Source organism: Fibrobacter sp. UWB11 (genome assembly GCF_900143015.1).
Taxonomy (GTDB): Bacteria; Fibrobacterota; Fibrobacteria; order Fibrobacterales; family Fibrobacteraceae; genus Fibrobacter.
Genome location: NZ_FSRT01000001.1, coordinates 805,710 through 818,489, shown reverse-complemented (window position 1 = coordinate 818,489; position 12,780 = coordinate 805,710). Strand labels below are relative to the sequence as shown.

The window sequence follows — 12,780 nt, the reverse complement described above, 5'->3', positions numbered from 1 at the left end:
ATGGAACAAATCGTTATAAACAATTTAATCGAAGAATCCCAAAATTTTCTTTTCAAAAGGGCCAAGATAGACGACAAAATCGGACTGGAAGCCGCCAAGTTTGCCGTACACGATATTCCCAAACCTTTGGGCAAATTCGAAAAAAGCAAATCACCCTTAATCCACTGGATTAAGGATGCAGTCAAGCATGGCAACTCCGAAACGAACGACTTTTTAAAAGCAATTGAGCCGGCACTTCCCTATTTGCCTTGGAAATACAATTACGAGCCTCGCCCCGATATGGCCGGTATCGAAAATCAACTGGGATGGGGAGAAATTCTCGGCCCAGAAGCGCCGTATCGTGACGAGCAATTTTGTTTTGGATTTACGCTCCTTGGGAAAAATACCTTTTACCCATCACACCAGCACCCCGCTACAGAGCTTTACGTTGTACTTTCTGGGCACGCCATTTGGACTCTCGACGGACATTCCCAAATACGAGGCCCAGGGGATTTCATTCTGCATCCATCAAACCACATCCATTCCATGCAAACCGAGAACGAACCCATGCTTGCCCTTTACACCTGGAGCGGCAAAGACGTCAAAACGCTTTCAAAATATGTGTAATATTGCACTTTCATTTTTACTTTACGCATTCGTCTCGGGGATTACCCCAGGGCCCGCGAATCTCTGTTCTCTCTCGGTAGCGATGGGGAGCGGGAAAAGCGTAGCGATAAAGCAATGGTACGGCATTTTTACAGGTTACACAATAGTCTCGCTAGTATCCGTTTTTATCGTTTATTTTATCAGTAGCGCCTTTGAAAATTTCATCAAGGTATTCTCATTCGTTGGCGCAACCTACATTGCATATTTGGCAATCAGCCTTATAATTCAAGCGTTCAAGCCCCTTAAAGAAATCCGTAACAACAGCATAACCGGCAGTTTCCGCACCGGGCTCTTTGTGCAACTCACAAACGTCAAAATCATGGTGTTCTGCCTCACGGCAATCACGACCTACATGCTCCCCTACCACCAGGATTTCCCGCATTTATTCTTTCTCGGCTTACTTTTGCCGCTTACAGGCCCCATTTGCAATTTGGCATGGCTTTTCGCAGGCGTTCTATTGCAAGGGCTTTTCAAAAAGCACCACAGAATTTTCTACACGCTTATGGGATTCTCGCTACTGTATTGCGCCATTGGGATTGTGAAATAGTAGTCTGATATAGCATTTTCTTTTTGAAGTAACAAATTATTGACAATAAAATACTACTATCATTCTCAGCAAGAAGGAATTTCACTATGAATCTGCATTTTTCAAGACAGTTTTTACGGTGGCGTTGGTGGCGGGCGCGGGTTGTTTTTTTCGGTTGCTCTTCGAAGAGGGCTCCCGAGGTTGAGAACAACACGCTTGTCAACGTGTCTTACGATCCAACGCGTGAATTCTATTCCAATTACAATCATATTTTCATGAAGCATTGGAAAGAGACAACCGGCAAAGATGTGAAGATTACGCAGTTTCATGGCGGTTCGGGCAAGCAGGCGCTTGAGGTGGTGAACGGGCTTGAGGCGGATGTGGTCACGCTCGCGCTGGAATACGATGTGAACATTGTCCGTGACGCAGGGCTTATTGAAAACGGCTAGGTCAAGGAATTTCCGCGCAACAGCGCTCCTTACACTTCGACGATTGTGTTTCTCGTGCGCAAGGGGAATCCCAAGAAAATCAGGGACTGGAACGATCTCGTCAAGGATGGCATCGGCATCATGCCGACGGCGCCATTTTTGACCAGATTTACGAGAAAACTACCGCACGATAACGCGACGCGCTTCGTTACCAACTCGCAAGAGGTACATGCCCGCACGAGGAACTGTAATCGAGTTTTCGCTACCCAAAGACTGAACTTTTGTAATCAGCCTTCCCTGAGCATCCAGGAGATACGCCGCCTGCGTAGCACCTTGTACGGTAAGCACTCGACCGTCGACAGAGACATTGAAATGCGGAGCAACCGTAGCGACATCCAACGAAGTCGTGCCCTGCTCCATATTTTCACCAACAACCGTAATCGTTCCGCTCTTGGTTGCATTTGTCGTAGCTCCGGTTGTCGTCACGGTAAAGTTGTACGCCCCCACTTCAGCATTTTGAGCGACCGTGCCTGAGATATAAAAATCACTACCCTTCATTGTCCCCACAATACCATCGGGGAGTCCCGTAACAGTCGCACCCGTGGCGCCAGCAACGGTAAAGTAAAATTCTTCGATAGATTCACCTTGCTTGACTTCTTGCTTGGCGCTACCCGAGCCGTGCTTAGTAAGCGTTGCCGTTCCAGAAACAACCTCCCCCTGCGAGGAACTAGATACAGCCTGCGAGGAGCTGGACTGTGCGACACTGCTGCTGGATTTCGCAACACTTGAACTAGACACAGCCACGCTGGAACTAGACGCTGCTTCGCTAGAAGATGATGCGGGCGTTACCGTCTGAGTTTTTCCCGGATCAGGGAGTGTTGCGCCAGCATACAACTTAATAGAATCGCGAAGGGCATAAGCCTTTGCCTGTGTACTCACATCAGTCAAGCTCATAGAATAAGGTGGCGTAAATGCGGTTCCCGTACCCGCCTGTTGCTTTTTCACATTTTCTTCGTAGTTGCTAATCATTTGCGCCGCCGTAATGGCTCCATCGCTCGTGTACAAGTCAAGCGCCTTCTGCACACCGATAAACACATTTTTCTCAATGCGGATGTCCGCCTCGATAGCGGCTCGCACGCAATAGCTCGCATTCTTGCTATCGAAGAGGTTGTTCGCCACATGTACCTTGCCAAAACGCACACGCGGCATGCGTTCGACCACGCCGTCAGCCCACCACGTATGGTGAATCGTCACATTCAGGTGTCCGCGGTCGCTCGTCTTTGTCTTGCTGTTACCAATCAGGTTGCTGAACTGATGACCACTCGATGCCGAAGTGTAGCTGAACTTGGTCCACGAAATCGTAACAAAGTCCGAGGCGTTGGTAATATCCAAGTTGCCGTCGTGACCGTCGTAGACATCCACGTGGTCAATCCACACGTTCTTGGATTCGTGATTCACTTGGAGGCAATCTTCATCATCGTCATCGTGCGCACCCACACCCTTGAATTTCAGGTTGCGGATGATGACGTTCTTCGAACCGCTCAGTTTCATGGCACTGCCCGAAGTAGGCTGCGCGATAATGGCGCCCTGGTAACCGTAAATCGTCACGTTGCTACCGACTTCCACCGGCCCCATGTACGTGCCCGGCTTCACGTAAATAATCTTGTTGCCCGCCTTGGCATAACTCTTGAGGTCACTCACATTATCAACCGTGACCTCAGAATAGCCCTTGCCGCCCGTGGTGCCACCATTCTGCGTGGCAAAACCCGCCATCGGAAAGTCCGGCGATGTCACAGCAAACGCAGGAATCGCAGCCGTTGTCACAGCCATAGCCGCAAATGTTGCTACAGCACCAATCGATTTAGAGAACAAATAATTCATAAAACATCCCTTTTTTTCCTTAAATTTATGCCGAAAGACAAGGGAAAACATCAAAAAAGAGCCCCACACAACTCAAAGTGTCCTCTATAGACAACTCCAAAACTCCTACTAAAACAGTATTTTATTGGAACGCGCCTTAAATTTTTCTACAATTGGCGTAGAGGAATTATGAGCGAAGATATTTTGCAAAAAATCGTGCGCATGCGCCGCGAGGACATCGACAGACTCGGATTGAATTTCAATATTGATATTCCCGAGGCTCGTCGCGTTGGTCATACAGAATTTCTTGGAAACGCAGGAGCAATCCTTGAGGTCAAGAGGGCTTCGCCATCCAAGGGAGACATTGCTCCGGACCTGAATCCGGTGGAACTCGCCACGACTTATGCCGAAGCTCACGCTCAAGCGGTCTCCGTGCTGACCGAAATGAACTTTTTCAAGGGTTCGCTCCGAGACCTGATTGCCGTAGCGGACTTGATGGAACGCCGCCGTCAGCAGGGCTTGCATACTTGCGCTGTTCTCCGCAAAGATTTCCTTTTATTTGAAGACGAAATTGACATCGCTTATCGCTGCGGTGCCGATGCGGTTTTGCTCATCGCCCGCATCCTCGACGACGCCCAGCTCGTAAAAATGGCCGAGCGCGCACAGCAGTTCGGCATTCAGGCATTCGTTGAAGTCCGTGAAGCTGACGATTTCCGCAAGCTCTCCGTTGTGACGGACGCTCTCGGTGTTGCAGCCGCCAAGACGATTGTCGCAGGAGTGAATTCGCGCGACCTCGCCACGTTCCATACGGACCCGCTGATTCCCGCAAGTGTCCGCAGCAAGCTCCCCGCCAAAGCCGTTTTTGAATCAGGCATTTTGAGTGCCGCCGATGCGACATACGCCCGCAATCTCGGATTCACGGGAATTCTCGTCGGTGAAGCAGTCGCCAAGAATCCGCCGCTCGCCAAAGACGTGGTCAGCGCATTCGAAAGCGGATGCGAAAACGCCCGCGGACAGTTCTGGAAAAAGTTCGCTGAACGCAAGTTTGCCAATAACGAGACTCGCGCAGCCTCATCACAAGATGCGCGCCGCCCGCTCGTGAAAATTTGCGGCATCACCCGCGAAGAAGACGGCCTCCTCGCCGCCGAACTCGGCGCAGACATGCTCGGTTTCGTGTTCAGCACCACCAAGAGACTTACCACCGAAGAATTCGTGCGCAGTTTCAAGACTAGATTGCTTCGCTCCGCTTGCAATGACGTAGCTCCACTTCTCGTTGGCGTGATTACCGACCCCAATTCCGTCGAAGGCAAAACAGCCATCAAGCTCGCCCAAGAAGGCGTGCTCGACGCCGTACAGTTCCACGGCGTTGATCCGCACAAATCCATCGACGATGCATCCGGTAACGCCCTCCCCTACTACAGCGCAGCACGCGTAGGCGCCCCCGAAGACTTCGATTACGTCGCAGGCATCCGCAAGAACGGCGAACCCCGCATTTTGCTGGACGCCAAAGTCGAAGGCATCCCAGGCGGCACCGGCAAGACCATCCCCGAATCGCTCCTCCGCGAAAAAGCAAGCGGTTCCCCACTCTGGCTCGCCGGCGGCATCACCCCTGAAAACGTAGCCACCATCTGCGAAAAGTTCAACCCCGAACTTATCGACGTTTCAAGCGGCATCGAAGACGCCCCCGGCATCAAGAATCACGACAAGATGAAAGCGCTGTTTGCAGCAATCGCCGCAAAATAACATTCAAAAAAAATGCGATTAAAACAAAACGCCTATCCACAAAGATAGGCTTTTTCTATACAGCACCAAAATCGTACCAAAAATTTACAAAAAAGTTATCGTAACCTATTGACAATCAACGAATTACAGTGTATATTGATATACGTAAAGGTGAAATCGGTAATCCACTCAGACCGCTTGCGGGAGGGGTTCCCGTAAAACGGAACGGATCTGCTGGTTTCATCAAGTGTTTGATAAAATGGCTTCCGAGCGTTATCGGAAGCCTATTTTTTATATCAAATTTTTTCCTATTCCCTTGCCAAATTTATCGTGGCTTCCTAAATTTTATGACATGAAGATGAATGCAGTAATCCGTTTCAACCGTTGGTGGTGGGGCTCTACGAAATAGAGTCCGGTTTGCTGATTTCATCAAGTGTTTGTAAAAGGCTTTCGGGACTCTCCGGAAGCCGATTTTTTTTGGTTTCTGGACTCGAAGGTTTTTCAACAAGCATAGAGACTTTAACCCTTAACTAGATCCTTCGACTTCGGGCTCCGCCCATCGCTCAGGATGACAGAACAACAATGACCTCTACAACTTCTAACAACGGTTTCTTTGACAAGTTCGGCGGCAAGTACGTTGCCGAAATCATCCGCCGCCCGCTCGACGACCTCGAAGCGGCATTCAACAAGTACATCCACGATCCGGAATTTCTCGAAGAGCTCCGCATCATCCAGCGCGACTATATTGGCCGCGAAACTCCGCTGTACTTTGCCCCGACGGCAACCAAGCTCTTGGGCGGTGCGCAGATTTACATCAAGCTCGAAGGCCTTGCCAACACGGGCGCCCACAAGATTAACAACGCTATCGGTCAGTGCCTTTTGGCCAAGAAGATGGGCAAGACCCGCATCATCGCCGAAACAGGCGCCGGTCAGCACGGGCTCGCCACTGCCGCCGCTTGCGCAAAGCTCGGCCTCGAATGCGTGGTGTACATGGGTGAAGTGGACGTCCGTCGTCAGCAGCCGAACGTGGCAACGATGGAAATGTACGGAGCCAAGGTTGTGCCGGTCACAAGCGGTAGCCGCACACTCAAGGATGCCGTGAACGAAGCCATGCGCGACTGGGCTACGAATTTCAAGAACACCCACTATGTGCTGGGTTCTGCTCTCGGTCCGGCTCCGTTCCCGGATATCGTTCGTACCTTCCAGTCGATTATCGGTGAAGAAGTCAAGCGCCAGGCCGCTGAACGCAACATTGACATCGCAGCCGTTGTCGCCTGCGTGGGTGGCGGTAGCAACTCTATCGGCGTGTTCACTCCGTTTATCGAAGACAAGAATGTGCGCCTGATTGGTGCCGAAGCCGGTGGCATAGGCCCGAACGTCGGTGAAAATGCAGCCCGCATGACGGGTAACGCCAGCCGCGAAGGCATTGTGCAGGGTTACAAGAGCCGCTTCCTCATTGACGAAGACGGTCAATCCATGCCGACGCGCTCCATTTCGGCAGGTCTCGACTACATGGGCATTGGTCCGCAGCTCGCTGCCCTCGGAGAATCGGGCCGCGTGGAATTCACGGCAATTCTCGACAAGGAAGCTCTTGAAGCCGTCAAGTTCTTCGCTAGGAACGAAGGCATTTTGTTCGCACTCGAAAGCGCACACGCCGGTGCTGCCGCCATGAAGATTGCGAAGGAACTCCCGAAAGACAAGGCGCTCGTCATCAACATGAGTGGCCGCGGTGACAAGGACATCTTCATCACAAGCCCGGTGTTCCGCCCCGAAAAGTGGAAGGAATTCCTCAAGGCCGAACTTGTTCGCCTCGAAAACAACGAAGACATCCACGACGCCGAAATTATGACAAGGAAGTAATCACCATGAATTTAATGTCTCATCTTATTGCGGGTTTTCCTGACGCTGAAACTTCTATCGCCATTGCCGACGCACTTGTGAAGGGTGGCGCGAACATTCTTGAAATCCAGCTCGCCTTCAGCGACCCGAGCGCAGACGGTCCGGCCATCCAGACGGCCTCCACCATCGCTCTCGAAAAGGGCTATTCTACCAAGCAGGGCCTCGCCATCGTGAAGCAGATTCACGAACGCCACCCTGAAACGCCGATTTACATCATGACTTACGGTTCCCTCGCCTTTACGCCGGGCGTCGAAAACTTTGTCAAGATGTGCAAGGACGCAGGCGTTTCTGCTTGCATCATTCCGGACCTTCCGTTCGACCATGACGAAGGCCTCACCGAAGCTTGCAAGAAGCACGGTCTCGAAAACATTCCGGTTGCCGCACCGAGCATGACCAAGGAACGCCTCGAAACGATGGCTTCCAAGGGCTTCAAGTACATCTACGCCGCCCTACGCGCAGGCACGACCGGCAGCGAAACCACAATTGACCAGGCGACGCTCGACTTTATCGACACCGTCGGTAAGGGTGGCGCTAAGGTTCTTGGCGGCTTTGGCATCCGCAATGGCGAACAATCCAAGGTGCTCTCTAAGCATGTGTACGCCGTAGTCGCAGGTTCCGTGTTCGTGAATATTGTGCTCAGCAACGCAGACACCGCCGAAGGTCGCGCAAAGGCAATCGCCGAAATCGAAGCCAAGGCCAAGGAAATCGCCGGGAAGTAAAGCCCGCGCGCATTTTCGCGTACATTCCGTGCGCATTTCGCAAAAAGAGGTCGGATTCAACCGGCCTCTTTTTTTTGCACGAACCTTATTCAAGGTTAGCCTTCAGCTAATAGTCCTCATTTGAAAAATAATCACACATAAAATATATTTACGGCATGAAAAAATTTTTGATTCTATACACTTTCAGCTTATTCATTCTTACAGGATGTGTCACAACAGGATTTGATGATTTCTATAAACCTTGGCATGACGAAGGCTTTTTTCCTAAAGAAGCATATCTTAAAGAAGGAGAAGAGATTAAAATTTTCAAAGTAAATAATATAGATGAGGAATTTAGAGAAATTGCATCATATTGGTATTGGTGTATAGGATATTCAGGATTTAACGGACCTGCAATTAGTGATGAAGAAGTCTATACTGCAATAAAAAAACTCTGTAAAAAAGAAAAAGCAACTAGAGCCATATGGTCTGAAAATTATACTGACACAAGAAATGGAAGCTATTCCGTACCATACACAAATTATCATTATTACACAAATGCATATGGGGCAACAAGTTCTTATGCAACAACTTCATATACAAATTATTCGTACTCAATTCAACGATACGATTATTCTGCATATTTATTCATTCGAATTCCTAAAAACAAAAGAGCCGCATATACACCAGGAATTGCAGTATCTGAATTAACCCGTCACGATCGCGAAATTTACAAACAAAATACAGGAGCGTTGATTAATATTATTTATAAAAATACAGAAGCTTACTACGCCAATTTATCCCATGGTGATATAATTACAAAAATCAACGGGAAAAGAATCTATTCAACCGAAGACTACTATGATGTCATGAAAAAAACAAATTTTGGAGATATTTGGACCATGACTATTTTAAGAAATGGCTTTGAAAAAGAAGTCAAATTAACATACACCCTTTAGTAAGGCTCAAATTTCATATCTAGACGCCAGCATTCCGGGGGCGTTGCGGGGGTGTCCCCCGCAGTGGGGGTAGTGTAAGCCAAGGCTGGAGCGAGGGGGATCCCTCCCCCCTTTTTATGCTAAAATTTCTATCTTTACGCTCGAAAATTACATGAGGTAACTATGCTTTTTAATTTCGACATGATCCAGGCCACATACGCTCGCATTCCTGCACGCGTCGCTGTTGCCCGCAAGCAGCTTGGCCGCCCGCTCACTCTCGCCGAGAAGATTCTCTACAGCCACCTGATCGATGGCGCAGAAAACAGAACCTACAAGCGCGGCGCTGATTTTGCCGAATTCCACCCGGACCGCGTGGCCATGCAAGACGCAACCGCCCAAATGGCCCTCCTCCAGTTCACGACTGCAGGCAAGTCCCGCGTGGCTGTGCCGAGTTCCGTGCACTGCGACCACTTGATTATCGCTCGCGAAGGTGTCGAAAAGGACCTCCCCCGCGCCAAGGAAGAAAGCAAGGAAGTGTACGACTTCTTGCAGTCCGTCTCTGCCAAGTACGGCATTGACTGCTGGCTCCCGGGTGCAGGCATCATCCACCAGGTGGTGCTCGAAAACTACGCCTTCCCGGGCGGAATGATGATCGGTACCGACTCCCACACCGTGAACGCCGGCGGCCTCGGCATGCTCGCGATTGGCGTGGGCGGTGCAGACGCTGTGGACGCCATGGTCGGTCTCCCGTGGGAACTCAAGTACCCGAAGATGATCGGTGTGAAGCTCACTGGCAAACTCCAGGGCTTTGCAACGGCTAAGGACATCATCCTCAAGCTCGCCGGCATCCTTACGGTTAAGGGTGGCACGAACGCTATTATCGAATACTTTGGCGAAGGCGCACGCAGCCTCTCCGCTACTGGCAAGGCAACGATTGCCAACATGGGTGCCGAAGTGGGCGCCACCTGCTCCACCTTCAGCTACGACGATTCCATGAGCCGTTACCTCCGCGCTACTGGCCGTGCCGATGTCGCTGACGCCGCCGACAAGATTGCTGCCGACCTCAAGGCAGACCCGGAAGTTGAAGCAGAACCGGAAAAGTATTTTGACCGCGTTGTGGAAATCGACCTCAACACGCTCATCCCGCATTACAACGGCCCGTTCAGCCCGGACCGCGCATTCGCCGTGACCGACATGGCAGAATCTCTCAAGGCTACCGAAACCAAGCCGGAATCCACTCCGGTCGTGAGTGCCGCCCTCATCGGTTCTTGCACGAACTCCAGCTACGAAGACCTCTACATGGCCGCTAACATGATCAAGCAGGCTCTCGCCAAGGGTCTTTCCCCGAAGTGCCCGCTCCTCATCAACCCGGGTTCCGAACAAGTTCGCTACACCGCCGAACGCGACGGCCTCATCGACTTGTTCAAGCAGTTCGGTGCAACGATTATGACGAACGCCTGCGGTCCTTGCATTGGCCGCTGGGACCGTGCCGGCGCCGACAAGAAAGAACTTAACACCATCGTTCACAGCTTCAACCGCAACTTCGCAAAGCGCGCTGACGGTAACCCGAATACGCACGCCTTCGTAGCCTCCCCGCTCATGGCCGTGATTGCAGCCCTCAGCGGTGACATCCGCTTCAACCCGATGACCGACACCCTCGTCAATAACGAAGGCAAGGCCGTGAAGCTCGACCCGCCGGAACAGTGCGAACTCCCGCCGAAGGGCTTCGACGTGAAGGATGCTGGCTACCAGGCTCCGGCAGCAGACGGTTCCAACATTACCGTTTCCATCAACCCGACCAGCAAGCGCTTGCAGGCTCTCGCCCCGTTCGCCGCCTGGGACGGCAAGGACATCGCCGGAGCCCCGCTCCTCATCAAGGCCAAGGGCAAGTGCACCACCGACCACATTTCTATGGCTGGTCCGTGGCTCAACTACCGCGGTCACCTCGAAAACATTTCGAACAACATGCTCATCGGTGCCGTGAACGCTTTCAACGGCGAAACCAACAAGGTCCTCTGCCAGTGCGGTGAATACAAGGAAGTCCCCGAACTTGCCAAGATTTACAAGGCCAAGGGCTCGGGCTCCATCGTCATCGGTGACGAAAACTACGGTGAAGGCTCCAGCCGCGAACACGCCGCTATGGAACCGCGCTTCCTCGGCGTGAAGGCCGTGATCGTGAAGAGCTTCGCCCGCATCCACGAAACGAACCTCAAGAAGCAGGGCATGCTCGCCCTCACCTTCAAGAACGCCGCCGACTACGACAAGATCCAGGAACAGGATGTGTTCGATATCACAGGTCTCACCAAGTTCGCTCCGGGCTCCGAGTTCACGCTCGTCGCCCACCACAAGGATGGCTCCGTCGATAACATCGCCTTAAGCCACACTTACAACGAACAGCAGTGGGCATGGTTCAAGGCCGGTTCCGCCCTCAACCTTATCCGCGCGAACAACAAATAACATACACTCGACAAGTCCGCAACTTGCGCTAGGCAAGGCGAATTTCTCAAAAAAGTCCTCACGTGAGTGATGGCTTTTTTTGCTTTTTTTCAAAAAAAGTCTATATTTTCCTCATAAGGAGCAATGTATGAAGAATCGCAAGAAGCCTATTCATAAAAGCCTTATTGTCGGAAGCGCTGTCTTTGTCGCATTTTTGTGTTTTATACTTTCAATCCAATCCTATCTTACTTACTCCAAGTCACTCTACAAACGTTATGACGACAAACTTGACAATATTCTGAATTACATTACAAACCAGATTGACATGGACGACCTTTACCAGTGTACCCTCACTGGGCAAAAAAGCGAAAAATACGAAAAAGTCCAAACATTGCTCAACGGCATGGTCGATGATTTCGAGTTGTTCTACCTGTACTCTTTATTCGTCCGCAACGATTCCATGTACAACATTTGCTCTGCCACGAGCAACGAGGAACGCGCCCGTGGCGAAGAGGATATGAAGCTCCTAGAAACAACCGATGCCTACCAACCAGCTGAAATTCAAAAATTCGCTAGAGCCATTAAAGAAGAAAAAACTTCTTACTTTGAAGAAGATTCCGACTGGGGAGCAGCCTACACCGCATGCAAACCTTACGTGAATTCGGTCGGAGTCCATTTCGGTGTCATTTGCGCCGACATTTCTATTGCAGAACTGCACAAGACTGTCAATCACTATGTTATTTATAACGTTCTTTTAACGCTGTGCTTGGGAATCCTTTTTGGCCTTATCCTGATTATTTGGCTACGTCATAACGTTACAGGCCCCATCCTTGCACTCGAAAGAAGCGCACGCCATTTCGCAGAAAAAAGCCGCGAAAACAAGACCCCCGAAGAACTCGTTTTCGATGATCCCGATATCCATACGAACAACGAAGTCGAATCTTTGGCAAATGCGATTTCACAAATGTCACAAGACATGCGCAACTATGTCCGGGGACTTTTAACAGCCGAAGCCAAAGCCCGTTCTGCCCAGGAACAGGCTCAAGGCATGACAATTCTCGCTTTCAAAGACGCCTTGACTCATGTCAATAGTAAAATCGCTTACGACAAGATGAAGGATACACTTCAAGAACAAATCAACAGCGGTTCAGCCACATTCGCTATCGTAATGATCGACATCAACGACCTCAAGAATGTGAACGACACTTATGGTCATGATTGCGGGGACAAGTACATTTCCAGATCATGCAATATCATTTGTACAACATACAAACATTCCCCCGTTTACAGAATCGGAGGCGATGAATTCGTAGTCATATTGCGCAACACCGATTACGAAAACAGAAACAAGTTACTCAAAGAAACCGAAAAAGAATTCAAGAAAAGCATGAGCAACACAGAAGGCCTGCCTTGGGAACGCTATTCAGCCGCCGTCGGCATGTCCGAATATCAAAGCGGAGATAGCGTTGAAGATGTTTTCAAGCGCGCCGACGAATCCATGTACGAAAAGAAAGCGAAAATAAAAAAAGGACAAAAGTAAAAGCCCCTAGCGTAACATTTTTCAAAGTTGCCATATTTCGAGTAATAACTAAATTTAATGCGATAACAATAAAAAACGGATTCATTTA

The 12,780-nt window shown here is 50.3% G+C and carries 9 protein-coding genes and 1 pseudogene; 9 read left to right on the top strand and 1 reads right to left on the bottom strand.

The window, feature by feature from the left end:
- The 3 genes and pseudogenes from BUQ91_RS03560 to BUQ91_RS03550 form a co-directional block, all read left to right on the top strand.
- Entirely contained in the window at positions 1-606 is a 606-nt protein-coding gene (locus BUQ91_RS03560) for a dimethylsulfonioproprionate lyase family protein (RefSeq protein WP_072828224.1), read from the top strand.
- The gene (locus BUQ91_RS03555) at positions 599-1,192 is read left to right on the top strand and encodes a LysE family transporter (RefSeq protein ID WP_074208172.1); all 594 of its coding nucleotides are present in this window, start codon (positions 599-601) and stop codon (positions 1,190-1,192) included. The genes BUQ91_RS03560 and BUQ91_RS03555 overlap by 8 nt, the downstream gene beginning before the upstream one ends.
- Before the next feature lie 86 nt (positions 1,193-1,278).
- Positions 1,279-1,755, top strand: a pseudogene (locus BUQ91_RS03550) (sulfate ABC transporter substrate-binding protein); the annotation flags it as partial.
- Positions 1,756-1,779: 24 nt separating this feature from the next.
- Here the strand turns inward: BUQ91_RS03550 and BUQ91_RS03545 are convergent.
- A complete protein-coding gene (locus BUQ91_RS03545) occupies positions 1,780-3,480 on the bottom strand; it encodes a pectate lyase family protein (protein ID WP_074208171.1) in 1,701 nt (566 codons plus the stop codon).
- 168 nt (positions 3,481-3,648) lie between these two features.
- Between BUQ91_RS03545 and BUQ91_RS03540 the strand changes: the two genes are divergently transcribed.
- The 6 genes from BUQ91_RS03540 to BUQ91_RS03515 all read left to right on the top strand — a co-directional run bounded on the left by BUQ91_RS03540 (position 3,649) and on the right by BUQ91_RS03515 (position 12,692).
- Positions 3,649-5,202: a bifunctional indole-3-glycerol phosphate synthase/phosphoribosylanthranilate isomerase gene (locus BUQ91_RS03540; RefSeq protein WP_074208170.1), complete on the top strand. Its 1,554-nt coding sequence runs from the start codon at positions 3,649-3,651 to the stop codon at positions 5,200-5,202.
- A gap of 561 nt (positions 5,203-5,763) precedes the next feature.
- Complete coding sequence (gene trpB, locus BUQ91_RS03535; RefSeq protein ID WP_074208169.1) at positions 5,764-7,041, top strand: tryptophan synthase subunit beta; 1,278 nt, start codon at positions 5,764-5,766, stop codon at positions 7,039-7,041.
- Positions 7,042-7,046: 5 nt separating this feature from the next.
- On the top strand, positions 7,047-7,799 hold the full coding sequence (gene trpA / locus BUQ91_RS03530; protein WP_074208168.1) for a tryptophan synthase subunit alpha: 753 nt from the start codon (positions 7,047-7,049) through the stop codon (positions 7,797-7,799).
- A 155-nt stretch (positions 7,800-7,954) separates the two neighbouring features.
- Positions 7,955-8,737: a PDZ domain-containing protein gene (locus BUQ91_RS03525; protein WP_074208167.1), complete on the top strand. Its 783-nt coding sequence runs from the start codon at positions 7,955-7,957 to the stop codon at positions 8,735-8,737.
- Between the two features lie 162 nt (positions 8,738-8,899).
- On the top strand, positions 8,900-11,173 hold the full coding sequence (locus BUQ91_RS03520; RefSeq protein ID WP_074208166.1) for an aconitate hydratase: 2,274 nt from the start codon (positions 8,900-8,902) through the stop codon (positions 11,171-11,173).
- 127 nt (positions 11,174-11,300) lie between these two features.
- Positions 11,301-12,692 (top strand): GGDEF domain-containing protein, encoded by a 1,392-nt coding sequence (locus BUQ91_RS03515; protein ID WP_074208165.1) that lies wholly within the window; start codon positions 11,301-11,303, stop codon positions 12,690-12,692.
- Positions 12,693-12,780 lie beyond the last annotated feature (88 nt).